We start from the raw sequence: 25195 nt of genomic DNA, 5'->3' as shown, positions 1-25195 counted from the left end.
TCTACGCGGTTCACATGGCGTGGCCGGCATTTTTTTGGGGCCACCTTTGCGTTCACGATCTGGACTCTTACCGGTCGAGTCACGTTGAGGATATTGTCTTTTGATTCGCGCGCGGCGGGGGAAATCGCCGGGCGTAAATACGTGCGATCTTGGGGCAATGATGTCAGGCGTGATCGTGTCGATGCGTCGGACGCTGCTATCGTGCACGTCATTGGCGCGCAACGGCCTGATTGGCGGCGCTCTCGCGGCGTTGCTTCCGGCTGCGCCGGCGAAGGCCGCCGACCTCATCGACACACTTTCCACACTGCTGGACTTCAACCGGCAGGAAGTCGCGGTATTGACCACTGCGCTCGCTCTGCTGGGCTTCTCGGTGGTGGCCGCGATCCTGTTGATGCGGACCCGCGTCCGCACGGCCAACAACGAGGCGCGTTTGCAGACCCGCATCGGGGAACTGCAACTTCAGGCCGACCGCTTCGGCGCGCTGCTGTTCGCCGAGCCGCAGATCCTGATCTCCTGGCCCGCAGGCGATAATCGCGCCCAGATCTCCGGCGATGTCTCCATGGTGCTGCCGCGCGACTCCTCGCCCCAGCGCGTGCTGGCGTTTGGAACCTGGCTGCCGCCAGAGCCGGCGCTCGAGATGGATCACGCGGTCGATGCGCTGCGCGAGCATGGCGACGGGTTCCAGCTCAACCTGACCACCGCGAGCGGCCGCACGCTCGAAGCCATCGGCCGCGCCATCGGCGGCCAGGCCATTGTCAGGATTCGCGAGCTCTCGGGGCTCAGGCGCGAGCTCGCCGAAACCAATTTGCGCCACAAGGCGCTGCTCGACGAGACCGAGATGCTGCGCGGCTTTGCCGCCACCAGTCCCTGGCCGATCTGGGCCAAGAGCGCGAACGGCGCGCTCGCCTACGCCAACCCGGCCTATGTGCGGGCGACGGAGGCCGCCAGCGTCGCCGACGCCCAGGAGCGCAAGCTCGAGCTTTTGGACAGCGCCGACCGCGCCGACATGGAGCGCGGGCTGAAGGACGCGGCCAATTTCACCTCGCGCCTGCCGATCGTGATCGGAGGCGAGCGCCGCATCTATGACGTGCGTGCCGTCAATGTCGGCGATGCCAGCGTCGGCGTCGCTATCGACGCCAGCGAAGCGGATGCGCTGAGCTCGGCGCTGGTGCGGATGGCGGAAGCACATCGCCGCACCCTCGACCAGCTCTCCTCCGGCGTTGCCGTGTTCGACGGACAGCGGCGGCTTGCCTTCTACAACGACTCCTATCGCCGGCTCTGGGATCTCGACCGCACCTTCCTCGATGCCAATCCCGATGATTCCAGCGTGCTCGATCAGCTCCGTGCTGCGCGCAAGCTGCCGGAGCAACCGGATTTCCGTGCCTGGAAGGCCAAGCTGCACGAAGCCTATCGCGCGGTCGAGACCGCCCATGACACCTGGTTCCTGCCGGACGGACGCGCGCTCTCCGTGGTCACCACGCCCAGTCCCGAAGGCGGCGTCACCTATCTGTTCGACGACGTCACCGAGAGCCTCGATCTTGCGCGCCGCTTCGACGGCCTGATCCGTGTGCAGCGCGAGACGCTGGACAGCCTCGCCGAAGGCGTGGCCGTGTTCGGCAGCAACGGCAAGGTCCAGTTGTCGAACCCGGCCTTCGCGCGGATGTGGAAGCTATCGAACGAGGCGTTGCGCGAGCAGCCGCACATCCAGACCGTGGAGAGCTGGTGCCAGCCGCTGTTCGACGAGGCGAATGTCTGGCGACAGATCCGTGAAGCGATCACCTCGATCGAAAATCGCGCCGATGTGCCGCTGAAGCTGGAGCGCAAGGACGGCAGCGTCGTCAACGGCATGATCCGGCCGCTGCCCGACGGCGCCACCATGCTGACCTTCCAGGACATCACCGACACCGAGAATGTCGAGCGCGCGCTGCGCGAGCGCAACGAGGCGCTGGAAGCCGCCGACCAGATGAAGGTGGATTTCGTCCACCACGTCTCCTACGAGCTGCGCGCACCGCTCACCACCATCATCGGCTTCGCGCACTTCCTCAGCGATCCCTCGACCGGCCCGCTGACGCCGAAGCAGGCCGAATATCTCGACTACGTCACCAAATCGACCAACGCGCTGCTCGCACTGACCAACAACATCCTCGATCTTGCGACCATCGACGCCGGCGCGATGAAGCTCGAGCTCGGCCCGGTCGACGTCTCCAAGGCGATCGAGCTTGCCGCCGAAGGTATCCAGGACCGGCTCGCCACCGACCGCATCCGCCTCAGGGTCGAGATCGCACCCGACGCCGGCAGCTTCGTCGGCGACGAGAAGCGCGTGGTGCAGGTGCTCTATAACCTGCTCGCCAATGCTATCGGCTTCTCGCCGCAGGATTCTACCGTCGGCATCAGTGCGCGTCGCACCGAGCGCAGCGTGGTCTTCACCGTGACAGATTCCGGGCCTGGAATACCTGCCGACATGAAGGACAAGGTGTTCAACTGGTTCGAGAGCCGCTCGCAGGGCTCGCGCCACCGCGGCGCCGGCCTCGGCCTTTCGCTGGTGCGCTCCTTCGTCGAGCTGCATGGCGGCAAGGTGCGGGTGGATTCGATCGTCGGCAAGGGCACGACCGTGACCTGCGACTTCCCGACCGACCAGGCGGCGCATCGCGACGCCGCCGAATGACCGCATCAACGACATTCTCCGTCGCGCTTTTCAACGAGACGGCCACCGCACGACTGATGGCCGACCTCGCGCTCCTGGTCGGACCCGGCGACGTCATCACACTCTCCGGCGATCTCGGTGCCGGCAAGACCGCCGCCGCACGCGCCATGATCCGCTATCTCGCTGATGACGAGATGCTGGAAGTGCCGAGCCCGACCTTCACGCTGGTGCAGGGCTATGAGCTGCCGCCTTTCGCGGTGCTGCATGCCGATCTCTATCGCGTCGAGGACGAAGGCGAGCTCGAGGAGATCGGGCTGTCGCCGCTGCCCGAAGCCACGCTCGCCCTCATCGAATGGCCGGAGCGCGCGCCGTCCGCCTTGCCTCCGGATCGCATCGATATCGCCCTCACGCACCGGCCCGCGCTCGGGTCGACCGCGCGCGCGGCCGATATCACCGGTTATGGCAAAGCTGCTGCACAGGTTGCGCGGCTGAAGGCGCTGCGCGAGTTTCTCGAAACATCCGGCTACATGGACGCGACGCGCCGCCGCATGAACGGCGACGCCTCGACCCGGTCCTATGCGCGGCTCGTCCGTGACGACGGCATCGTCATCCTGATGAACTTTCCGAAGCGCCCGGATGGCGCCGCGATCTACAACGGCAAGTCCTACAGCGCCGCCGTGCATCTGGCCGAGGACGTCAGGCCCTTCGTCGCGATCGACGACGGCCTGCGCGCGCTCGGCATCTCTGCGCCTGCCATCCACCATTCCGATCTCGACCATGGCTTCCTGATCACGGAGGACTTTGGCAGCGAGGGCGTGATCGAGGGCGATCCGCCGCGCCCCATTGCCGAGCGCTATGAGGCCGCGACCGATGCACTGGCCACGCTGCACGGCAGGGCGTTACCGGAGATCCTGCCGCTGCCAGGTCATGACGACTACGCCATTCCCGTCTTCGATAGGGATGCGCTCCTGATCGAGATCGGGCTGATGCCGGAATGGTATCTCCCCGATCGCGACGCCCCGCTGAGCGAGGAGAAGCGCGCGGAATTCTTCGCGATGTGGCGCGCGCTGCTCGAGAGGCCGTTGGCAGCGCCGAAGACCTGGGTGCTGCGCGATTACCATTCGCCCAATCTGATCTGGCTTGCGGACCGCACGGGCATCGCACGTGTCGGTGTGATCGACTTCCAGGACACCGTGCTCGGACCACGATCCTACGACGTCGTATCGCTGCTCCAGGACGCCCGCATCGACGTGCCTGAAAGCCTCGAGCTGACGCTGCTGTCGCGCTACATCAAGGTGCGCCGCGCCGGCGATGCCGGCTTCGATCCGGCCGGCTTTGCCGAGCTCTACGCCATCATGTCGGCGCAGCGGAATACGCGCCTGCTCGGCACCTTTGCGCGCCTCGACCGCCGCGACGGCAAGCCGCATTATCTGCGCCACCAGCCTCGGATCTGGACCTATCTTCAGCGCTCGCTGGCCCACCCGTCGCTGGCTCATATGCGCGACTGGTACCTCGCCAACGTTCCGCCGCCCAAAGGTTGATCGAAACCCGATTTACCGGCTGTTAGCCGTCGCAGTCGTAATCTCGCCCGCTGGAGGCCGGAAGGTACCGGGTTAGAAGCGAGGACGCATGGCAGCGAGCACCGAACGGCGCAAAGGCGATCGCGTCGTCTTCGAGCGCGGGATACCTGCCCACATGATGGGGATCGACGGCACCTGGCGGCGCGATTGCCTCATGGAGGACGTCTCGGAGACCGGCGCCAAGCTCACCATCGACGGCTCGGTCGAGGGCCTGCATCTCAAGGAATTTTTTCTGCTGCTGTCGTCCACCGGATTGGCCTACCGCCGCTGCGAACTGGCCTGGGTCAATGGCGACCAGATCGGCGTCAACTTCCTGAAACAGGGCGACAAGAGGAAAAAGGCGCGGTCCACATCTGCGGGAGCTTGATTGCAACACCCGTCTTACAAACGTCATCCCGGGTGATTATGGCGGTTTGGCCGGCTGATCCGCGTGCTAGGATTGCTGCGGCAGCAAAACAGAGGTTCTGAGAAAGTCAGGCATGCCCGTCAAACCGACCAAAGCCATGGTGCTCGCAGCGGGCCTCGGCCTGCGCATGCGCCCCCTGACGGAGAAGATGCCGAAGCCGCTGGTGAGCGTGGCGGGCCAGCCGCTGCTCGACCACGTGCTCGACAAGCTCGGCCAGGCCGGCGTCACCGAAGCCGTGGTCAACGTACATTATCTGCCGGACCAGATCATCGACCACGTCGCCGGCCGCAAGCAGCCGCGCGCGATCATCTCGGATGAGCGCGACCAGGTGCTCGGCACCGGCGGCGGCGTGGTCAAGGCACTGCCGCTGCTGGGCGATGCCCCATTCTTCCACGTCAACTCCGACACGCTTTGGATCGACGGTGTGCGCTCCAACCTCGAGCGGCTTGCGGAGAATTTCGATCCGGCGCGGATGGACATCCTCTTGTTGATGGCGCCGACGGCGAGCAGCATTGGCTACAGCGGTCGCGGCGACTACTCGATGCAGCCGGACGGCACGCTGCGCGCCCGCCGCGAGCACCAGGTGGTGCCGTTCGTCTATGCCGGTGCAGCCATCATCACGCCGACGATCTTCGCCGGTGCACCCAAGGGCGAGTTCTCGCTGACCAAGATGTTCGACCGCGCCGGCGAGCAGGAGCGGCTGTTCGGCCTGCGCCTCGACGGCCTGTGGATGCATGTCGGCACCCCCGATGCCGTGCACGCCGCCGAAGAGGCGTTTCTGGAGAGCGTGGCTTAGACCGCTCTCGTGTCCCGGACGCGGTGCAGCGCGCAGCGGTGCTGCCGCTGAGCCGGGACCCACAATCCCGTAACCGCAATGTGCAGCATGGGCCCCGGCTCAGCAGTGCGTCCTTTCATGCCGCGCTGCGTCCGGGGCACGACAGCCGTAGCGGAGCGAACAGCGTGGAAGACCCTGGCTCCATGCATGACCATTTGAAGCTGCATCCCTATATTGGCGCCTGATCCCCGAATCAGGCAGCTCATGCGCGTCTTCACCGTTCCGGTCTCGGTTCCCTTCCTGCGCACGGTCGTCGCCGCGCTGCTCGACGGCCGGCTGGTCGTTGGCTTTGAGGCGCGCAAGGAGCCGGCGCGGCTGGCGGACGCCACGCTCTATCTGCCGACACGGCGCGCGATGCGGGTGGTGCGCGAGATCTTCCTGGAAGAGATGAAGGCGGACGCGGTGGTGCTGCCGCGAATCGTCGCCCTCGGCGACATCGACGAGGACGAGCTCGCCTTTGCCGACGAGGCCGAACAGTTTTCCGGTACGACGCCGCTCGACATTCCGCCTCGTTTAGGCGAGCTCGAACGCAGGTTGACACTGGCGCGGCTGGTCGCAGCCTGGGCCAAAGGTCCGGTGCTGGCGCCGCTGGTGGTCGGCGGCCCCGCCTCGACGCTGGCGCTCGCCTCGGATCTGGCGCGCCTCATCGACGACATGGTGACGCGCGGCGTCGACTGGAGCGCGCTCGACGGGCTGATCCCCGACCAGCTCGATCAATACTGGCAGCACTCGCTCCAGTTCCTGCGCATCGCGCGCGAGGCTTGGCCCAACCATCTCGCCGAGATCAACCGGATCGAGCCGGCGGCGCGGCGCGATCAACTCATCGCCGCAGAAGCCAAGCGGCTGACCACGCATCCCGCAGGACCCGTGATCGCAGCGGGCTCGACCGGTTCGATGCCGGCCACGGCAAAATTCCTGCACGCGGTGGCGTCGCTCCCGCATGGCGCAGTGGTGCTGCCGGGGCTCGACACCGATCTCGACGAGGATGCCTGGCGGACCATCGGCGGCGTGCGCGATGCGCTGGGCAAGTTCGCGGAGCATCCGGCCTCGAACCATCCGCAATATGCCATGCATGCCCTGTTGCAGCGCTTCGGTATCAAGCGCAGCGACGTCGATAGTATCGCGCCGCAGGCCACAGGTGGCCGCGATCTCCTGGCCTCCGAATCGATGCGGCCGTCAAGCGCCACCGAGAAATGGCACGACCGGCTGAAGCAGAGCGACGTCGCCGGCAAGATCGCCGCCGGCATGAAGGGGCTTGCCGTCGTCGAGGCGCCCAATCCCGAGATGGAAGCACTCGCCATCGCAATTGCGATGCGCGAGGCGCGACATCTCGACAAGTCCGCCGCGCTGGTCACACCGGATCGCGCGCTCGCGCGGCGGGTGATGGCGGCGCTCGCGCGCTGGGATCTCGCCTTCGACGATTCCGGCGGCGACGTGCTGATGGAAACCTCCGCCGGCACCTTTGCGCGTCTTGCGGCGGAAGTCGCAACCAAGGGCCTGGAGCCGCCGACCTTGCTCGCGCTGCTGAAGCATCCGCTGTGCCGGCTCGGCGGCGTGCCCGGCGCGTGGAAGAGTGCGATCGAGGGCTTGGAGCTCGCAGTGCTGCGCGGGACACGCCCGCCGCCCGGCACGGCGGGACTCTCGCGCGAATTCGCCCGCTTCCGCGATGAGATTGCAAAACTATGGCGCAACGAGATCTCCGCGCTGCATCGGAGTGAACCCCGCGCGCGGCTCAGGGACGAAGACCTCGATCGCATCCAGGCACTGATCGTAGCCCTGCAAGCCACGCTGGCGCCGATCGAGAGCCTGGCATCGTCGAAGCCTCATGATTTCGCCGAGCTCGCGCATCGCCATCGCGAGATCCTGATCGCGCTGTCGCGCGATGAGCAGGGCGTCTCGCTTGCCTTCGAAGACCGCGAGGGACTGGCGCTCGCCGGCGCCTTCGATGATCTCTTGCGCGGCGGCACGACGAGCGGGCTGGTGGTTCCGCTCTCGGATTATGCGGATGTGTTCCAGACCGCGTTCGGCGACCGCGCGGTGCGGCGGCCGGACAAGCCCGGTGCGCGGCTTCAGATCTACGGTCCCCTGGAATCGCGTTTGATGCAGGCCGACCGCATCATCGTCGGCGGACTGATCGAAGGCGTGTGGCCGCCCTCGCCGCGCATCGATCCCTGGCTCAGCCGCCCGATGCGGCACGAGCTCGGCCTCGACCTGCCGGAGCGCCGCATCGGCCTCTCCGCGCATGACTTCGCGCAACTACTCGGCGCCGACGAGGTCATCCTCACCCACTCCGCCAAGGCCGGTGGCGCGCCGGCGGTGGCCTCTCGCTTCCTGCACCGGTTAGAGGCCGTGGCGGGTGACGATCACTGGAAGGCGGCAAGACGCGCCGGCGAAAAATATGTCCAGTTCGCCGGCGCGCTGGACCAGCCCGACGCGGTCAAGCCAATCAAGCAGCCCGAGCCGCGGCCGCCGCGTGCGACGCGGCCGCTGAAACTGTCGGTCACCGCGATCGAGGACTGGCTGCGCGATCCCTACACGATCTACGCAAAGTACATCTTGCGGCTGGATGCGCTCGATCCCGTCGACATGCCGCTCTCGGCCGCCGACCGCGGCTCTGCGATCCACGATGCGCTGGGCGAGTTCACCGAAGCCTATGCCGCCCGCTTGCCGCAAGATCCCGCACGCGTCCTGCGCGCGATCGGCGAGAAGCATTTTGCACCGCTGATGGAGCGCCCTGAAGCGCGCGCGCTGTGGTGGCCGCGCTTTCAGCGCATCGCCCGCTGGTTTGGCGAATGGGAGCAGGCGCGGCGCGATGCGATCGAAGCGATCGCCGCCGAGACCCGCGGCGAGATATCCATCCCGCTCGACAATGAGCGCACGTTTTATCTGTCCGCGCGCGCCGATCGGATCGAGCGGCGCCAGGGCGGCGGCTATGCGATCCTCGACTACAAGACCGGCCAGCCGCCGACCGGCAAGCAGGTGCGTATGGGATTGTCGCCGCAGCTCACGCTGGAGGCGGCGATCCTGCGCGAGGGCGGTTTTCCCGACATCGATGCCGGCTCATCCGTCAGCCAGCTCGTTTACGTTCGCCTCAGCGGCAACAATCCGCCCGCCGAAGAGCGCATCCTCGAGCTCAAGATCAAACCGAGCGATGCGCCGCAGCCACCGGACACCGCAGCTGCGGAAGCGCGAAACAAGCTGGAAGCGCTGATCCGCGCCTTCGAGGACGAGAACCAGGCCTACACCTCGCTGAACCTGCCGATGTGGACCAACCGCTACGGCAGCTATGACGATCTCGCGCGCATCAAGGAATGGTCCGCCGCCGGCGGCCTGGGGATCGAGGAATGGTGAAGGCGCCTCGTCCCATCCCCGACGCCGTGCGTGCCACGCAGGCGCGCGCGTCCGACCCGAACGCATCGGCCTTCGTGTCGGCCAATGCCGGCTCGGGCAAGACCCATGTGCTGGTGCAGCGGGTGATCCGTCTTCTGCTTGCTAGTGTGCCGCCGGAAAAGATCCTCTGCATCACCTTTACGAAAGCAGCCGCCGCCAACATGGCCGAGCGCGTATTCACAACGCTCGGCCATTGGGTGACGCTGGACGATGCCGCGCTAGACGATGCAATCCGCGCGGCCGGTATCCCCTACCCCAACACCAAACTGCGGCGCGAGGCGCGAAAACTGTTCGCCTGCGCATTGGAGACTCCGGGCGGGCTGAAGGTGCAGACCATTCATGCGCTGTGCACGCGGCTGCTCCAGCAGTTTCCGTTCGAGGCCAATGTGCCGGCACGCTTCGCCGTGATCGACGAGCGCGACCAGACCGACATGATGGAGCGCGCCAATCTGAAGGTGCTGCTGGAGGCTGCGCGCGATCCTGAAAGCGTCACCGGCCGCGCGCTGCTGACCGCGATGGCGAGCGCCGCCGACGTCACCTTCAAGGAGGTCGTGCGCGAAGCCTGTCTCAGCCGCGATCATTTCATGGCCTGGACCGATGCGGCCGGCAGCGCCGAAGCAGCAGCAGCGGAGATGGCGGCGGTGCTGGGCGTCGATGCAGGCGATCGCATGGAGGACATCGAGCTCCAGATTCTCGATGGTCCGTTCCTGCCGCGAGCGCGCTGGGACGACATCGGCTTTGCGCTTGAGGACGGCAGCAAGTCCGACAACGACCAGGCGGAGCGCTTACGCGCCGCAAAAGTGTTTTCCGGCAGCGCGCAGGTCGACGCTTATTTGAGCGTGTTCCTCACCGACGAGAAGCTGCCGCGCAAGGCGGTGATCACCAAGAAGTTCGGCGAACACAACCCGTCCGTCGCGCGCCTGTTCGAGGCCGAGGTGCAGCGCCTCGCCGGACTGATCGAGCGTCGCCGCGCGGTCACCGTGCGCGACCGCACCGAGGCGCTGCTGCATATCGCAATCGCCGCTGCGGCGAACTATCGTCGCGAAAAGCAGGAACGCGGCCTGCTCGATTACGACGATCTCATCGACAAGACGCTGACGATGCTGAATCGTGTCAGCTCGGGCTGGGTGCACTACAAGCTCGACCGCGGCGTCGATCACGTGCTGATCGACGAGGCGCAGGACACGAGCCCGCGGCAATGGGACATCGTCGCGCACATCATCTCCGAGTTCACCGCAGGCGAAGGCGCACGCGAGGGGCTCAACCGCACCATCTTCGCCGTCGGCGACGAGAAGCAGTCGATCTTCTCCTTCCAGGGCGCCGCCCCGCACGAGTTCGACGCACGCCGGCGCGAGCTGCACCGCAAGTTCACCGCAGCCGGGCTGAAATTCGATCCGGTCGCGTTCACCTATTCGTTTCGTTCGGGTGCAACGATCCTGCATTCGGTCGACCGCGTCTTCCGCGAGGCGGAGATCTACAAGAGCATCCACGCGATCGAGATCGGCCATCCCCTGCACAATGCGCTTGCCGATGCCGGTCCGAGCCTGATCGAGCTCTGGGATCTCGCGGAAGCCGACGACCGGCAGGACATCGAAGGCTGGCGCGCGCCGTTCGACGGCGTCTCCGTGACCAGCCCCGAGGTGAAGCTCGCCCGCCGCATCCAGGCCGAGATCAAACGTCTGGTGGAGAGCGGCACGCTCACGGGACATGCCGGCGAGCGGCGGCCCCTGCGCTATGGCGACATGCTGATCCTGGTGCGGCGGCGCGGCAATGCGTTCGACGCGGTGATCCAGGCGCTGAAGCACGCCGGCGTTCCCGTCGCCGGCGCCGACCGGCTGAAGCTGACCGAGCACATCGCGATCATCGATTTGATGAACCTCGCCGATGTGCTGCTGTTGCCGCAGGACGATCTTGCGCTCGCGGTGGTGCTGAAGAGCCCGCTGTTCGGCCTCGACGACGACGATTTGTTTGCGCTCGCCTGGGACCGCAAGGGCTCGCTGCGCCGCGCGCTGGCCGAGCACGCGCGAACAAGCGAGACATTCGCAGCCGTGCAGCGCCGGCTGGAAGCCTGCGAGGCCCGCGCGCGCAACGAGACGCCGTTCGCCTTCTATGCCTGGCTGCTCGGCGGCGATCAGGGCCGCGCGCGCATCCTGCGCCGGCTCGGCCATGAGGCCAATGACGCGCTCGACGAATTCCTGGAGCTCGCGCTGAACTACGAGCGCAAGGCGCCGGCCTCGCTGCAAGGCTTCATGGCCTGGCTGCGCTCGGCCGACACCGAGGTGAAGCGCGACATGGAGATATCGCGCGACGAGGTCCGCGTGATGACCGTGCACGGCGCCAAGGGGCTGGAGGCCTCCGTGGTGTTCATGGTCGACACCACCTCCTCGCCCTCGGACACGCAGCGCCTGCGGTTGATCCAGGTGCCGCGCGGCAATGGCGGTGAGGTCGTGGTCTGGGCCGGCCGCAAGGCGGACGATCCGAAACCAGTCATCGACGCGCGCAAGGCCATGCTCGAGGAAACCGAGGACGAGTATCGCCGCCTTCTCTATGTCGCGATGACGCGCGCGGCCGACCGGCTGATCGTCGGCGGCTGCATGCCCGGCAACATGAACACCGTGCGCAAGCTCTGCTGGTACGACCTCGTCGACAAAGGCCTCACCGGTTCTGGCCTTGAAAAGCAGACGATCGAGACGCCACTCGGCAAGGTGACCCGCTTTGCCCGGCCGGAGGAAGTCGCGGCGCTGGGCACGCCCGCGACCTCGACCGAAGAAACCATCGCCCTGCCGGACTGGCTGCGAAGCCCCGCACCGAAAGAAATCCTCGATGAGGATCCGGTGCGCCCATCGGGGCAAGCTGCCGGGGACGGCCGCGCGGTGCGCACGGGCGAATCGGTCCAGTCCCGGGCCCTCGCATTACAGCGCGGCACGCTGGTGCACCGGCTGCTGCAATCCCTGCCCGATATCGCTCCCGACCGCCGGCCCGAGGCCGCGCTCGGCTTCATGGCGCGCAACGCCGCGGACTGGCCGGAAGCCGACCGCACGGCGCTGGCCGACAAGGTGCTCGCCTTGATCGCCGCGCCGCGCTTTGCCGCCGTGTTCGCCCCCGGCAGCCGCGCCGAGGTCGCCATCGTCGGCCGGTTGGAGCGATCCGGCCGGCCGCCGGCGCTGGTCTCAGGCCAGATCGACCGGCTGGTGGTGACCCCCGAGGAGGTCCTGATCGTTGATTTCAAGACCAACCAGGTGGCGCCGAGGAGCGCCGCCGAGGCGCCGGCCGCCTACGTCCGTCAGCTCGCGCTGTACCGGGCCGTGCTCTCCCGGCTTTATCCCCAAACGCCGATCGGCGCGGCCCTGCTCTGGACCGAGACCCTTGAATATATGGAGATTTCCGCTCCCGCGCTGGACGCGGCGCTGGCATCCCTTCATGTCGGCGTGAGCGTCCTTGACCCGGCAAGGCCTCGTTCATAGGTTGACGCCATGATCGTTAGGCGCGATTCCACGTCGCGCCGTTTCCTTTCAACCGAACGAGGTACTCCAATGGCCGTTGGCAAGGTTTCTGACGCCGATTTCGAAGCCGAAGTGCTCAAGGCGAACGGCCCCGTGGTCGTCGATTTCTGGGCCGAATGGTGCGGCCCCTGCCGCATGATCGCACCCGCGCTCGACGAGATCGCCGGCGCGATGGGCGACAAGGTCAAGATCGTCAAGCTCAACGTCGACGAGAGCCCGAAGACCGCGTCGAAGTACGGCGTGATGTCGATCCCGACCCTGATGATCTTCAAGGGCGGCGAGATGGCCTCCCGCCAGGTCGGCGCGGCGCCGAAGGCGAAGCTCCAGCAGTGGATCACCGCTGCGGTCTGAGGCGCTTTGCGACTGACGAGAATTCTGAACGGCCGGCCCAACGCCGGCCGTTTTGTTTTTCACGGCTTGATCCAGCCTGTCGCCAGCGCCTGCGCCAGCTCCGGCTGACCGTTGCGCCGCGCCAGCGCGGCCATCGCCTCGTGATCATAGGCGACGTGGCGGAACGTCACCTGCCAGGCACCGCTCACCAGCTCGAGGATCGCATAGCGCGCGTGCGGCGTGCCTGCTTCAACAACGTGCGGCAACGGATGCTTGTCGCGATAGCCGGGGCTGCCGACGCTGCCGGGATTGACGATCAGCCGGCCGTCGCGCAAGCGCACGACGCGGGCAAGGTGCGTGTGCGCGCAGAGGATCAGCGATTGCGTGATGCCTTGCGCGAACTGCTCGATCCTGTCGAGTGGCGATAGCGCCACCGTGCCGTCGGGATGAACGGTATCGAGCCAATAGATTTCGTCGTCCTCCGGTGTCGCGTGGCAGAGGAACACCTGATCGCGAAACACACGCGCCATCGGTTGCGCGCGCAGCCAGTCGAGATGTCCGGCATCGAGCTGCGCATGGACGGGACGATCCCATGAGCCCATTTTCTCAGGCGGGCGGTCGAGGAGATAGCGATCGTGGTTGCCGAGCACGTGCACGGCGTCCAGCCGCATCAGGATGTCGATCGTCGGACGCGCATCGAGCGGGCCGCTCAGCATGTCGCCGAGATTGACGATGTCGGTGACGCCCTCCGCGCGGATATCGGCGAGGACCGCCTCCAGCGCGAGGTAGTTTCCGTGGACGTCGGCAATCGCGGCAAAACGCATCGTCATTCCCTATCTCGTGCCCCGGACGCAGCGCGGCGTGAAACGATGCGCTGCAGAGCCGGGGCCCATGTGGCGGCATTCTGGGTCCCGGCTCTGCGCAGCAACGCTAACGCGTTGCAGCGCGTCCGGGACACGAGACCTGTCATGCAGGAGGCGTGCCGTTGAGCGCGAGCACGTGGCCGGCGAGATAGAGCGAGCCGGTGATCAGGATGCGCGGCCGCACGTCATAGGCGAGCTGCGACAGCGCGCGGAGCGCAGCCTCGACGCCGGGCGCGATCTCGACGCGCATGCCAAAACTGCGTGCGGCGTCCGCGAGCCGGTCGGCCGGCATCGCATTCTCGGCTCCCGGAATCGGCACTGCGATGATGTGACGGGTGAGGCCGGCGAAATTGGCGAGAAAGCCCTGCGCGTCCTTGTTGGCCATCATGCCGGCGATCACGACCAGTGGCCGCGACACCCGCTCCTCGAGATCGCCGAGCGCGGCGGCCGCAACGCGGCCCCCTTCGGCGTTATGTCCGCCATCGAGCCAGATCTCGGAACCCTGCGGCCCCCAGCCGAGCAGCGCGCCGGAGGTGATTCGTTGCATCCGCGCCGGCCAATCGGCGCCGACGATACCGGCTTCGAACGCCGCATGAGAGATCTTGAAGGCGCTGGTGGCGCGCAGCGTCGCGATCGCAAGGCCGGCATTGTCGAACTGGTGACGGCCGAACAGGCGCGGCGCCGCAAGATCCATCAGGCCGCGATCGTCGGAATAGACCAGCCGCCCGTGCTCGACATTGACGTGCCAGCTCTCGCCCGCCGCAAACAGCGGCGCGTGCATGCGCTTGGCCTGCGCCTCGATCACCGCCATCGCCTCCGGCGTCTGCTCGGCCGATATCACGGGCACGCCGCGCTTGATGATCCCTGCCTTCTCGCCCGCGATCCCGCTCAAGGTCGGCCCAAGGAAATCCATGTGGTCCATGCTGATCGGCGTGATCACACAGGCCGCGGGCGTGTCGATCACATTGGTCGAATCGAGCCGTCCGCCGAGGCCGACTTCGAGCAGCACGACATCGGCCGGATTTTGCGCGAACAGGTGAAAGGCGGCGGCGGTCTTGAGCTCGAACACGGTCGCAGGCTCACCGGCATTGACGCGCTCGACCTCTTCAAACGCGGCACGCAACTCGTCGTCGCCGACCAGCACGCCGCCGCCAACGCGGCCGAGCCGGACGCATTCGTTGATCCGCACCAGATAGGGCGAGGTATAGGCGTGGACGCGCAGGCCCGCGGCTTCGAGCGTTGCACGCAGATAAGCGAGTGTCGAACCCTTGCCGTTGGTGCCGGCAATGTGGATCACCGGCGGCAGCTTGCTTTCGGGATGGCCGAGCCGCTCGAGCAGGCGATGCATCCGCTCGAGCCCGAGATCGATCCGCTTCTGATGCAGCGCCGACAGCCGCCCGATCACGTCACCGAGCGACGCCTTTGAGCTGTCAGCGGAGCCGTTCACGCGTGCGGTGCGGCCGGCGCCACGTCGGGGGCCGCTACGATCTGCGCCGCGCTGGTGACCGGCTGCACCGACTTGGGCGCGTTCTCCAGCGCCGGCGACCTGGTCAGAAGGCGACAGAGCCGCGCCAGGGTGGGGCGCAAATCATGGCGATGCACGACCATGTCGACCATGCCGTGCTCCTTCAGGTACTCGGCCCGCTGGAAACCCTCGGGGAGCTTTTCGCGGATGGTCTGCTCGATGACGCGGGCGCCGGCAAAGCCGATCAGCGCGCCGGGCTCGGCGATCTGCACATCGCCGAGCATCGCATAGGACGCGGTGACGCCGCCGGTGGTCGGGTTGGTCAGCACCACGATATAGGGCTGCTTTGCCTCGCGCAGCATCTGCACCGCGACGGTCGTGCGCGGCATCTGCATCAGCGACAGGATGCCCTCCTGCATGCGCGCGCCGCCCGAGGCCGCGAACACGATGAACGGCGACTTCTTCTCGACCGCGAGTTCGAGCCCGCGCACGATGGCTTCGCCCGCGGCCATGCCGAGCGAGCCACCCATGAAGTCAAAATCCTGCACGGCGATGACCACGGCGGCGCCTTCGAGCTTGCCGTAGCCGACCTTGATCGCATCGTTCAGATTGGTACGGGCGCGCGCATCCTTGATGCGGTCGGCATATTTCTTTTCGTCGCGAAATTTCAGCGGATCGGGGGCGACCTCCGGCAGAGCGACGTCGAACCAGGTCTCGTTGTCGAAGATCGACTTGAGCCGCGCCACTGAGCCCATGCGCATGTGATAGTTCGAGCCGGGGATGACGAACTGGTTGGCCTCGACGTCCTTGTAGAACACGAGTTGCCCGGAATCCGGGCATTTGATCCACAGATTCTCCGGCGTCTCCCGCCGCAGCATGTTGCGGATCTTCGGCCGGACCACGTTGGTGAGCCAGTTCATGGTTTGCTCCGATTAGCCATCCCGCCCTGGGGATCGCCTGAAGGGATATATGGCGGCCGGGAGTTCCCCCGGCAAGCCGCCGTGTGGTCCGCGTTAGAAGCGGAATTATGGCCTATTCCGCCGCCTGCTGCGCGCCCCGCACACCCTGGGCGAGGGATGCGGTCAACTCGGCAACGGCGTTAACGGTTTTGCTGGTCGCCCGGCCCTCGGCATCGAGGCTGTTCTTGAGCGCATCGACCAGCGCGGTGCCGACCACCGCGCCGTTCGCATGGGACGCAATCGCGCGGGCGTTCTCCGGCGTGCGGATGCCGAAGCCGACGCAGACCGGCAGTTTGGTGTGCCGCTTGATACGGGCAACCGCGCCGCTCACGGCCGTGGCATCTGCAGCGGCCGCACCAGTGATGCCGGTGATGGCGACGTAGTAGACGAAGCCCGAGGTGTTGGCGAGCACCGCCGGCAGACGCTTGTCGTCGGTCGTCGGCGTCGCCAGGCGGATGAAGTTCAGGCCAGCCTTCATCGCCGGCAGGCAGAGCTCGTCGTCCTCTTCCGGCGGCAGGTCGACGATGATCAGGCCATCGATGCCAGCGCTCTTGGCATCACCTAAGAATTTGTCGACGCCGTAGATGTAGATCGGATTGTAATAGCCCATCAGCACGATCGGCGTCGTGTCGTCGTCCTTGCGGAAGCCGCGCACGAGATCCAGCGTCTTCTTCAGCGTCATGCCGGCCTTGAGCGCGCGAAGCCCGGCGGCCTGGATCGACGGACCGTCGGCCATCGGATCGGTGAAGGGCATTCCGAGCTCGATCACGTCAGCGCCTGACTTCGGAAGCGCCTTGATGATCTCGAGCGACGTCGCCGGATCGGGATCGCCGGCCATCACGAAGGTGACGAAGGCCGAGCGGCCCTGCTTCTTCAGCTCGGCGAAACGGGTATCGATACGCGTGGTCACTTGGTCTTGCCCCTCAGGATATCGCCGACCTGCGGGACGTCTTTGTCGCCGCGGCCGGAGAGATTGACGACCATCAGGTGATCCCTGGGCCGCTTCGGCGCGAGCTCCATCACCTTGGCGATGGCGTGCGCCGGCTCCAGCGCCGGGATGATGCCTTCGAGCCGCGACAACAGCTGGAATGCTGCGAGCGCCTCGTCATCGGTCGCGGAGAGATAGTTGACGCGGCCGATCTCGTGCAGCCAGGAATGCTCGGGACCGATGCCGGGATAGTCGAGACCGGCCGAGATCGAATGCGCGTCCTGGATCTGGCCGTCCTCGTTCATCAGGAGATAGGTGCGGTTGCCGTGCAGCACGCCGGGACGGCCGCCCGCAATCGAGGCCGCATGCAATTGCGTCAGCCCGTGGCCCGCAGCCTCGACACCGAAGATCTCGACCGAGGGATCGTCGAGGAAGGGATGGAACAGACCCATCGCGTTGGAGCCACCGCCGATGCAGGCGACCAGCGAATCCGGCAGCCGGCCTTCGGCCTCCTGCATCTGCACCTTGGTCTCGTTGCCGATCACCGACTGGAAGTCGCGCACCAGCGTCGGATAGGGATGGGGACCTGCGACCGTGCCGATGCAATAGAAGGTGTTGTGCACGTTGGTGACCCAGTCGCGCAGCGCCTCGTTCATCGCGTCCTTCAGCGTGCGCGTGCCCGACTGCACCGGAAACACCTTTGCCCCCAGCATCTCCATGCGGATGACGTTGGGCTGCTGCCGCTCGACGTCGACGGCGCCCATATAGACCACGCATTCGAGGCCGAACCGCGCGCACAGCGTCGCGGTGGCGACGCCGTGCTGGCCGGCGCCGGTCTCGGCGATGATGCGCTTCTTGCCCATGCGCCGCGCCAGCATGATCTGGCCGAGCACGTTGTTCACCTTGTGCGAGCCGGTGTGGTTCAGCTCCTCGCGCTTGAAGTAGATTTTTGCGCCGCCGAGGTGTTCGGTGAGACGCTCAGCGAAATAGAGCGGCGAGGGCCGGCCTACATAGTTTTTTAGATAGCCGTTCATCTCGGCCTGGAAGGCCGGATCGGCCTTGGCCGCGTTGTACGCCTTCTCCAGATCGAGGATCAGCGGCATCAGGGTCTCGGCGACGAAACGTCCGCCGAAGATGCCGAAGTGACCGCGCTCGTCAGGGCCGCTGCGATAGGAATTTGGTTTGGCGATGTTCATCGTACGCTCAACTCTTGGGTGGCGCGCGCGGCGCGAATAAAGGCTTTGATCATCTCCGGGTCCTTCACACCGGGGGCGCTCTCGACGCCGGAGGAGACGTCGACGCCGCCGGCGCGGGTGAGGCGGAGGGCCTCCGCGACGTTCTGGGCGTGCAACCCGCCCGAGACCATATAGGGCAGCTTCAGATCGAGGTTTTCCAGGAGGTGCCAGTCGAAGGGCGCGCCCAGCCCGCCGGGCCGGGTTGCGTCCTTGGGCGGACGGGCATCGAACAGGATGCGGTCGGCGACCACGGCGTAGCCGGGCAATACCGCGAGATCGGCCGCCGTCTCGATGGGCAGCGCCTTCATCACCGGGCGGCCGAACTTCTGCTTGATGTCGCGCAGCCGCGCGACGCTCTCCTTGCCGTGCAGCTGGAGAATGTCCGGCGACAGCGCGTCCATGATGTTGTCGAGCGTCGCATCGTCGGCATCCACCGTGAGCGCGACCTTGAGCGCGCGCTTCTTGACCTGGCGGCCGAGATCGCGCCCGACTTCCAGCGACAGGTGCCGGGGCGAGGGTGGAAAGAACACGAACCCCACCATGTCGGCGCCGGCGTCGAGCGCGACGTCAAGCGTCTCGCGCGTGGACAGGCCGCAGATTTTAACGAGCAGGGACATGGTCTCAAGGCGCGTGGAGGCCGCAGGGTGCGCGGCCGGAAAAACTGGATTTTCGATGCGGCCGCTTCTACAACGTCGCGCGCTGCTTGTCTCGCCCGACGGGGCTGTAAAGGCCGGCTCCGACAGGGGCCGGCAGGCGCTGCGGTTCGGGCCGCGAGACGGCCAGGGAGGCCCGGAGGTCGGCCAATTCGGCCCGCACCGAGCGCGCATCGGCCTCATGCCGGCGCGCCGCGCGGCGCCAATGCCGCTGACCGAACCAGACGGCGCAGCCGCCGGCCAACACCCCGAGGACAGCCACCAGGATCAGCAGCAGGAACAGCGGCACCTGGCGGGACAGTTCCGGGTCGGCCGAATTGAAGGGATCGAAAGACACCGTCACGAAATGCCGGTTGGCGGCGGCAAACACCACCAGAAGCAGGGCCAGCGGAATCACGATCAACGCGGTCAGGAATTTTCGCATCTCGATCGCTCGCCTTGAATCATGCTTGTGGCCGCATCAAGCGGCCACGCCGGTCAACCTGGGCGCCAGCCCTAGTCTGGCCCGCCAGGGTCCGGATGGTCGCGGTTCAGCCGCTCGCGCATTTCCTTGCCCGTCTTGAAGAACGGGACGCTCTTCTGGTCGACGGGCACATGGGCGCCGGTGCGCGGGTTGCGCCCTGCGCGCGCGGGGCGATGCTTCACCGAAAAAGCACCGAAACCGCGCAGCTCGACCCGATCGCCGCGCGCGAGCGCTGCGACGATCTCCTCGAGGATCGCATTCACAATGTTCTCGACATCCCGCTGGTACAGATGCGGGTTGTGCTCGGCGATGCGCTGAACAAGTTCGGATTTGATCATCGAGAGATAGGACCCGGAAGCGTGCGGATGACCATTTCCGTGAAAATGCCTTGAACTGTCAAGACGCTAAATCAAGTTTGGACAGCGCTAAAGTACGTGACAAAGGCCTGGAAGGGGGTCTGTCACAATACCCGCCGAACGGGAAAACCATCTCAGCCTCGCCCGGTTCCGGTCAATTTGACGCGGCGGGCTGCCATAGCGCGAGCATTCCGTCCAAACCGATCCGATCGACCGCCTGCGCGACGCCGCTGCGCTCGATCTGATGCGCCAGCGAGCTCAAACCGAGCGCTTCGAGCGTGACGGTGGCCGCCGTCTTGAGGAATGGCAGATCGCCGAAACGAGGCTCGAGCTTGTAGTCGCGGACCGGCAGGTCCTTCTTGACGCCCTTCTGCTCGACGAGCCAGGTCACCGCGGTTTTCTCGTCGCCGAGCTGATCGATCAGCTTCAGCTCGATCGCCTGCCGGCCGGTGAAAACGCGGCCATCGGCAACTTTGTCGAGCTGCGCGTCATCCATGGCGCGGCGCTCCTTCACCAGTCCCTTGAACCAGGCATAGGAGTCCTTCACCAGCGCATCGAGCGCGGCGCGCGCTTCGGGGCTGGTGGGCTCAAAACCGTTCGGCGCAGCCTTCAACGGCGAGGATTTCACCTCCTCGACCTTCACGCCGACGGTCTTCAGGAGGTCGGTGACGTTCGGAAACTGGAACAAGACGCCGATCGAGCCGACCAGCGAGCTTTGCTGGGCGATGATGTGATCGGCCGCGATCGCGGTGATGTAGCCGCCCGAAGCGGCAAGCCCCTCGACCACCACGACGAGCGGCTTCTTCGCCTTCAGCCGCGTCAGCGAATCATAGAGCTGCTCGGAGCCGGCGGTGGTGCCGCCGGGCGAATTGATGTGAACGATGACGGCGGCCGCGCGCGAATTCTCCAGCCGCTCGAGCGCCTGGGTGCGCTCGGCGTCGCTGCGGATCAGGCCATCGATCTGGACCCGCGCGATCGAGCCGGCGGAGGCGAATGTGCCGCGCGCGCCCGGCGTCGCGACCAGCGCAAAGCCTGCAATCGCCGCGATCGCGATCAGCGCGGCAGCGACGCGCCAGAAGGTCAGCTTGCGGCGGATCCGGCGGCGATCGACGATGATGTCCGAATCGAGCGACATCGAAAAATCTCCAAATGTGGGCTCACGCCTTTTGCAGTCGCAGCGTGACCATTCACTTATCTGGATACATCAATTGCGAGGCATTTTGAAGAATTGAAGGCCTGGTCTGGCGGAGGCTGAGATCTTGCCACACGCACGTTCGTCGTCCCGGACAAGCGCAGCGAAGCGGAGCGCTGATCCGGGACCCATTACCACAGGATTGAGTTTGGCGGAGACTAGGAGTTACCAGCTCGCGCCACAATTACTCCTTGTGGGTATGGGTCCCGGCCTTCGCCGGGACGACGATTGAGTTTGCCACAACAAAAAGCCCCGGCGGATCGCCGGGGCTTTGATGCTTGCAGAGGCGGTAATCCGCTTACTTGTTCTCGCCGCGGTTCTTGAGCGCGGTGCCGAGGATGTCACCGAGCGTCGCCCCCGAATCGGAGGAGCCGTACTGCGCGATGGCTTCCTTCTCCTCGGCGACTTCGAGCGCCTTGATCGACACCTGGACCTTGCGGGCCTTCTTGTCGAACTGGATGACGCGGGCATCGACCTTCTCGCCGACGGCGAAGCGTTCGGCGCGCTGGTCGTTGCGGTCACGGGCAAGCTCGGAGCGCTTGATGAAGGTGGTGAAGTCGGTACCGGCGATCTTCACCTCGATACCGGCTTCCTTCACTTCGAGCACTTCGCAGGTCACGACCGCGCCCTTCTTGACATCGCCCGGCTCGGCGAAGGGGTCGCCTTCGAGCTGCTTGATGCCAAGCGAGATCCGCTCCTTCTCGACGTCCACATCGAGCACGACGGCCTTCACCACGTCGCCCTTCTTGTAGTTGTCGATCACCTGCTCGCCCGGAAGCTTCCAGTCGAGGTCGGAGAGGTGGACCATGCCGTCGACGTCGCCTTCGAGGCCCAGGAACAGACCGAACTCGGTCTTGTTCTTGACCTCGCCCTCGACCACCGAACCGGTCGGATGCTTCTCGACGAAGACTTCCCAGGGGTTGCGCATGGTCTGCTTGAGGCCGAGCGAGATACGGCGCTTGACGGAATCGACTTCGAGCACCTGCACCTCGACTTCCTGCGAGGTCGAGACGATCTTGCCGGGGTGCATGTTCTTCTTGGTCCACGACATCTCGGAGACGTGGATCAGGCCTTCGATGCCCGGCTCGAGCTCGACGAACGCGCCGTAGTCGGTGATGTTGGTGACGCGGCCGGTGAAGCGGGCACCCAGCGGGTACTTGGCTTCGATGCCCTGCCACGGATCATCCAGCAGCTGCTTCATGCCCAGCGAGATGCGGTGCGTCTCGTGGTTGATCTTGATGATCTTGACCTTCACGGTCTGGCCGATCGAGAGCACCTCGGTCGGGTGGTTGACGCGGCGCCACGCGATGTCGGTGACGTGCAGGAGGCCGTCGATGCCGCCGAGATCAACGAACGCACCGTAATCGGTGATGTTCTTGACCACGCCGTCGATGACCTGACCCTCTTCGAGGTTCTGCACCAGCTCCTGACGCTGCTCGGCGCGGGTCTCTTCCAGCACCGTACGGCGGGAGACGACGATGTTGCCGCGGCGGCGGTCCATCTTGAGGATCTGGAACGGCTGCGAGTTGTTCATCAGCGGCGCAACGTCGCGGATCGGACGGATGTCGACCTGCGAGCGCGGCAGGAACGCCACGGCGCCGTCGAGGTCGACGGTGAAGCCGCCCTTGACCTGGTTGAAGATGACGCCGTTGACCTTTTCGTTGTTCTGAAACGCCTTCTCGAGCTTGCCCCAGCTCTCTTCGCGGCGCGCCTTGTCGCGCGACAGCACGGCCTCGCCGAGGGCGTTTTCGATGCGATCGAGGAACACTTCCACCTCGTCGCCGACCTTGAGATCGCTGTCACGGCCGGGGCCGGAAAATTCGCGCAGGGCGACACGGCCCTCGGTCTTCAGGCCGACGTCGATGACGGCCATGTCCTTTTCAATTGCAACAACCTTGCCCTTGACGACGGAGCTTTCCTGCAGATTGCCGCCTGCGAAGGACTCGTCGAGCATCGCGGCGAAATCGTCGCGCGAGGGGCTGTAGGTATTAGCGGAAGTCGAAGCCATTTGTTCTCCAGTTGCGGACGTCTTGCCGGCCGTTGGGTTTATGGGCGTATCGCGCGCGCAGTGTCGGAAGGTCCGCAAAACCTTCGAGCGACCGCTCGTTGCCTCGGATCTTTTCCGAAAGCAGCAGGAGCGGGCCGGCGAGAGCCCGCGCGTTCGATACGTTGAATTGTTTCCGGAGCCTTAAATCGTCGCCGGTCCCAAATCGGGACCGGAATATCGACCTTCAAGAACGGGAGCGGGCTCTTCCTCCAATGACGACCGCGGCTCAAGTCCGCGGACGGCCCGCTCGGACGGCCTCGATAATGTCGATGGCGGCCCGGACGCCGCCTTCTATATCCAGTTGGGAGTTATCTAGCAAGTAAGCATCCGCGGCCGGTTTCAAAGGCGCGATCGGCCGGTTCTGGTCGCGTTCGTCGCGCGCGATGATGTCGGCGAGCACCGCTGCTTCGTCCGCCTCCTCGCCCCGTGCCCTGGCCTCCATGGTGCGGCGGCGGGCGCGGACTTTGGGGTCGGCGACGACGAAGATCTTCACGTCGGCATCAGGGCAGATCACGGTTCCAATATCGCGGCCGTCGAGCACCGCGCCGGGCGGGTCGGCGGCAAATTGCCGCTGGAAATTGACCAGGACCTCGCGAACCCTGGGAATTGCCGAGACCACGGAGGCGGCCTCGCCGATCCGCTGGGTCTTCAGGACAGGATTGCCGAATTTTTCGGGGTCAAGCTCCAACGCCACTGCGACGGCCGCGGCCTCGTCGCGCAGCTCGGCACCCGCCTCTATCAGCGCATGGGCCACCGCGCGGTAGATCACTCCGGTATCGAGGTGACGATAGCCGTAATGATGCGCGAGGCGCTTGCCGAGCGTTCCCTTACCCGAGGCCGCGGGGCCGTCGATGGCGATGATCATGAAAAATCGGCCCCCAGCGAACGCATCATCGGAATGAAGTCGGGAAAGCTGGTGGCGATGAAGGCGGTGTCGTCGACCTTCACCGGCTGATCTGACGCGCAGCCCATCACCAGCGCCGACATCGCGATCCGGTGATCCATATGGGTGGCGACGAGACCGCCGCCGGGCACATGGCCCCTGCCCTCGACGATCAGATCGTCGCCGGAGATCTCGACCTTCACGCCGTTGACGCGCAGCATGTCGGCGGTCGCCGCGAGCCGATCGGATTCCTTGACGCGCAGCTCGTGCAGGCCGCGCATGATGGTCGTGCCTTCAGCGAAGGACGCCGCCACCGCGAGCACCAGATATTCGTCGATCATCGACGGCGCGCGCTCCGGCGGCACCTCGACGCCGCGCAGTTTCGAGGCGCGGACGCGCAAGCTCGCCATCGGCTCGCCGGCATCGCCGCGAACCTCGCTCTCCTCGATCGCGCCGCCCATTTCGCGGAGCGTCGTGAAGAGCCCGGTGCGCAGCGGATTGGTCATGACGTCGGACAGCACGACGTCGGAGCCCTCGGCGATCAGTGCGGCAACGACCGGAAAGGCCGCCGAGGAAGGATCGGCGGGCACCACGACAGCGGCGCCATGCAGCTCGGGCTGGCCGACCAGCGTGATGCGGCGGCCATGCTGGCCCTCCATCACCGACGTGATGTCCGCGCCAAAATGCTTGAGCATCAGCTCGGTGTGGTCGCGGCTCGCCTCGCTCTCGATGACGGTCGTCGTTCCCGGCGCAGCCAGGCCTGCCAGCAGCACCGCCGACTTGATCTGGGCGGAGGCCACCGGGGTCTTGTAGGTGATCGGCAGGGGATCGCGCGCGCCCTGCAGGGTCAGCGGCAGCTTGCCGCCTTCGACGACGGCGATGACCTTGGCGCCCATCTTCTCGAGGGGATCAAATATCCGCCGCATCGGACGGGTTCGCAGCGAGGTGTCGCCATCGAACACCGCCGAGATCGGGCAGCCTGCAACCGCCCCCATCACCAGCCGGCAGCCGGTCCCGGAGTTCCCGAAATCCAGGGGCGCCTTGGGCTGGGCAAAGCCGGCAACCCCGACCCCGCGCACGCGCCAGGCAAAATCCCCGGTGCGCTCGACCGCGGCGCCGAGCGCCTGCATCGACTTGGCGGTGTTGAGGACGTCCTCGCCCTCCAGAAGGCCGGTGATCCGGGTCTCGCCGACCGACAGCGCGCCCAGAATGAGCGAGCGGTGGGAAATCGACTTGTCTCCGGGCACCCGTACTTTCCCGGTCAGGGCGCCGCTGGCGCGCGACTGGAGCGGCCTCGGTTGGTCGGAATGGGTCAAGATTGTGTCCTTGAATGCCCGCGGATGGCCTTTGAGTGTCCTTGTAGTGTCCCTGGGGGCTCGCGGGCGCAGGTAACACATGGTCAGCCCGCCGTCACGGGCATGTCTTTCTTCCGCAATGCGCTATTGACAGCGGGCCGCCAACTA

19 protein-coding genes are annotated in these 25195 nt (G+C 66.0%); 7 read left to right on the top strand and 12 right to left on the bottom strand.

Going from position 1 to position 25195, the window contains the following annotated elements; genetic code table 11:
- Nucleotides 1-160: 160 nt before the first annotated feature.
- The 7 genes from QQL28_RS39580 to trxA all read left to right on the top strand — a co-directional run bounded on the left by QQL28_RS39580 (nucleotide 161) and on the right by trxA (nucleotide 12709).
- The gene (locus QQL28_RS39580) at nucleotides 161-2665 is read left to right on the top strand and encodes a PAS domain-containing sensor histidine kinase (RefSeq protein WP_284274411.1); all 2505 of its coding nucleotides are present in this window, start codon (nucleotides 161-163) and stop codon (nucleotides 2663-2665) included.
- Nucleotides 2662-4185, top strand: coding sequence for a tRNA (adenosine(37)-N6)-threonylcarbamoyltransferase complex ATPase subunit type 1 TsaE (gene tsaE / locus QQL28_RS39575; RefSeq protein WP_284274409.1), 1524 nt, complete (start codon nucleotides 2662-2664; stop codon nucleotides 4183-4185). The genes QQL28_RS39580 and tsaE overlap by 4 nt, the downstream gene beginning before the upstream one ends.
- Nucleotides 4186-4273: 88 nt before the next feature.
- Nucleotides 4274-4591 (top strand): PilZ domain-containing protein, encoded by a 318-nt coding sequence (locus QQL28_RS39570; RefSeq protein ID WP_284274407.1) that lies wholly within the window; start codon nucleotides 4274-4276, stop codon nucleotides 4589-4591.
- A gap of 112 nt (nucleotides 4592-4703) precedes the next feature.
- Nucleotides 4704-5426, top strand: coding sequence for a nucleotidyltransferase family protein (locus tag QQL28_RS39565; protein ID WP_284274405.1), 723 nt, complete (start codon nucleotides 4704-4706; stop codon nucleotides 5424-5426).
- Between the two features lie 243 nt (nucleotides 5427-5669).
- Nucleotides 5670-8816, top strand: a complete 3147-nt coding sequence (gene addB / locus QQL28_RS39560; RefSeq protein ID WP_284274404.1) for a double-strand break repair protein AddB — start codon at nucleotides 5670-5672, stop codon at nucleotides 8814-8816.
- Entirely contained in the window at nucleotides 8810-12319 is a 3510-nt protein-coding gene (addA, locus tag QQL28_RS39555; RefSeq protein ID WP_284274403.1) for a double-strand break repair helicase AddA, read from the top strand. Before addB ends, addA begins: the two co-directional genes overlap by 7 nt.
- 69 nt (nucleotides 12320-12388) lie before the next feature.
- Nucleotides 12389-12709, top strand: coding sequence for a thioredoxin (trxA, locus tag QQL28_RS39550; RefSeq protein WP_254101356.1), 321 nt, complete (start codon nucleotides 12389-12391; stop codon nucleotides 12707-12709).
- A gap of 59 nt (nucleotides 12710-12768) precedes the next feature.
- On the opposite strand, the gene QQL28_RS39545 is transcribed toward trxA, so the two are convergent.
- From QQL28_RS39545 to aroA, 12 genes are all read right to left on the bottom strand, one after another.
- Nucleotides 12769-13512, bottom strand: coding sequence for a metallophosphoesterase family protein (locus tag QQL28_RS39545; RefSeq protein ID WP_284274451.1), 744 nt, complete (start codon nucleotides 13510-13512; stop codon nucleotides 12769-12771).
- A gap of 142 nt (nucleotides 13513-13654) precedes the next feature.
- Nucleotides 13655-14998, bottom strand: a complete 1344-nt coding sequence (locus tag QQL28_RS39540) for a bifunctional folylpolyglutamate synthase/dihydrofolate synthase (protein ID WP_284274402.1) — start codon at nucleotides 14996-14998, stop codon at nucleotides 13655-13657.
- Nucleotides 14995-15936 (bottom strand): acetyl-CoA carboxylase, carboxyltransferase subunit beta, encoded by a 942-nt coding sequence (gene accD / locus QQL28_RS39535; RefSeq protein WP_284274400.1) that lies wholly within the window; start codon nucleotides 15934-15936, stop codon nucleotides 14995-14997. Before accD ends, QQL28_RS39540 begins: the two co-directional genes overlap by 4 nt.
- Before the next feature lie 112 nt (nucleotides 15937-16048).
- Nucleotides 16049-16885 carry a tryptophan synthase subunit alpha gene (trpA, locus tag QQL28_RS39530; RefSeq protein WP_284274398.1) on the bottom strand — a complete coding sequence of 279 codons (837 nt, stop codon included), beginning with the start codon at nucleotides 16883-16885 and terminating at the stop codon, nucleotides 16049-16051.
- Nucleotides 16882-18099 (bottom strand): tryptophan synthase subunit beta, encoded by a 1218-nt coding sequence (gene trpB / locus QQL28_RS39525; RefSeq protein ID WP_284274396.1) that lies wholly within the window; start codon nucleotides 18097-18099, stop codon nucleotides 16882-16884. Before trpB ends, trpA begins: the two co-directional genes overlap by 4 nt.
- On the bottom strand, nucleotides 18096-18755 hold the full coding sequence (locus tag QQL28_RS39520) for a phosphoribosylanthranilate isomerase (RefSeq protein WP_284274394.1): 660 nt from the start codon (nucleotides 18753-18755) through the stop codon (nucleotides 18096-18098). Before QQL28_RS39520 ends, trpB begins: the two co-directional genes overlap by 4 nt.
- Before the next feature lie 67 nt (nucleotides 18756-18822).
- Nucleotides 18823-19215, bottom strand: coding sequence for a lipopolysaccharide assembly protein LapA domain-containing protein (locus QQL28_RS39515; RefSeq protein ID WP_284274393.1), 393 nt, complete (start codon nucleotides 19213-19215; stop codon nucleotides 18823-18825).
- 71 nt (nucleotides 19216-19286) lie between these two features.
- Nucleotides 19287-19592, bottom strand: a complete 306-nt coding sequence (locus QQL28_RS39510; RefSeq protein ID WP_027528287.1) for an integration host factor subunit beta — start codon at nucleotides 19590-19592, stop codon at nucleotides 19287-19289.
- Between the two features lie 172 nt (nucleotides 19593-19764).
- Entirely contained in the window at nucleotides 19765-20745 is a 981-nt protein-coding gene (sppA, locus tag QQL28_RS39505; protein WP_284274390.1) for a signal peptide peptidase SppA, read from the bottom strand.
- Between the two features lie 355 nt (nucleotides 20746-21100).
- The gene (rpsA, locus tag QQL28_RS39500) at nucleotides 21101-22810 is read right to left on the bottom strand and encodes a 30S ribosomal protein S1 (protein ID WP_284274388.1); all 1710 of its coding nucleotides are present in this window, start codon (nucleotides 22808-22810) and stop codon (nucleotides 21101-21103) included.
- 265 nt (nucleotides 22811-23075) lie between these two features.
- A complete protein-coding gene (gene cmk, locus QQL28_RS39495; RefSeq protein ID WP_284274386.1) occupies nucleotides 23076-23714 on the bottom strand; it encodes a (d)CMP kinase in 639 nt (212 codons plus the stop codon).
- Entirely contained in the window at nucleotides 23711-25048 is a 1338-nt protein-coding gene (gene aroA / locus QQL28_RS39490; protein WP_284274385.1) for a 3-phosphoshikimate 1-carboxyvinyltransferase, read from the bottom strand. Before aroA ends, cmk begins: the two co-directional genes overlap by 4 nt.
- Between the last annotated feature and the right edge of the window lie 147 nt (nucleotides 25049-25195).

The sequence above is a fragment of the Bradyrhizobium iriomotense genome, assembly GCF_030160715.1.
GTDB classification, from domain to species: domain Bacteria; phylum Pseudomonadota; class Alphaproteobacteria; order Rhizobiales; family Xanthobacteraceae; genus Bradyrhizobium; species Bradyrhizobium iriomotense.
Note: the sequence above shows the minus strand (reverse complement) of the source record. Positions and strands in the feature narration are given on the sequence as shown.

Bases quoted from the DNA above. Each gene is read 5' to 3' on its own strand.
- QQL28_RS39580 (WP_284274411.1), top strand. From the start codon at position 161: ATGTCAGGCGTGATCGTGTCGATGCGTCGGACGCTGCTATCGTGCACG.
- addB (WP_284274404.1), top strand. From the start codon at position 5,670: ATGCGCGTCTTCACCGTTCCGGTCTCGGTTCCCTTCCTGCGCACGGTC.
- QQL28_RS39570 (WP_284274407.1), top strand. From the start codon at position 4,274: ATGGCAGCGAGCACCGAACGGCGCAAAGGCGATCGCGTCGTCTTCGAG.
- QQL28_RS39565 (WP_284274405.1), top strand. From the start codon at position 4,704: ATGCCCGTCAAACCGACCAAAGCCATGGTGCTCGCAGCGGGCCTCGGC.
- QQL28_RS39515 (WP_284274393.1), bottom strand. From the start codon at position 19,215: ATGCGAAAATTCCTGACCGCGTTGATCGTGATTCCGCTGGCCCTGCTT.
- addA (WP_284274403.1), top strand. From the start codon at position 8,810: ATGGTGAAGGCGCCTCGTCCCATCCCCGACGCCGTGCGTGCCACGCAG.
- QQL28_RS39545 (WP_284274451.1), bottom strand. From the start codon at position 13,512: ATGCGTTTTGCCGCGATTGCCGACGTCCACGGAAACTACCTCGCGCTG.
- tsaE (WP_284274409.1), top strand. From the start codon at position 2,662: ATGACCGCATCAACGACATTCTCCGTCGCGCTTTTCAACGAGACGGCC.
- sppA (WP_284274390.1), bottom strand. From the start codon at position 20,745: ATGTCGCTCGATTCGGACATCATCGTCGATCGCCGCCGGATCCGCCGC.
- trpB (WP_284274396.1), bottom strand. From the start codon at position 18,099: ATGAACATCGCCAAACCAAATTCCTATCGCAGCGGCCCTGACGAGCGC.
- QQL28_RS39510 (WP_027528287.1), bottom strand. From the start codon at position 19,592: ATGATCAAATCCGAACTTGTTCAGCGCATCGCCGAGCACAACCCGCAT.
- cmk (WP_284274386.1), bottom strand. From the start codon at position 23,714: ATGATCATCGCCATCGACGGCCCCGCGGCCTCGGGTAAGGGAACGCTC.
- QQL28_RS39520 (WP_284274394.1), bottom strand. From the start codon at position 18,755: ATGTCCCTGCTCGTTAAAATCTGCGGCCTGTCCACGCGCGAGACGCTT.
- accD (WP_284274400.1), bottom strand. From the start codon at position 15,936: ATGAACTGGCTCACCAACGTGGTCCGGCCGAAGATCCGCAACATGCTG.
- trxA (WP_254101356.1), top strand. From the start codon at position 12,389: ATGGCCGTTGGCAAGGTTTCTGACGCCGATTTCGAAGCCGAAGTGCTC.
- rpsA (WP_284274388.1), bottom strand. From the start codon at position 22,810: ATGGCTTCGACTTCCGCTAATACCTACAGCCCCTCGCGCGACGATTTC.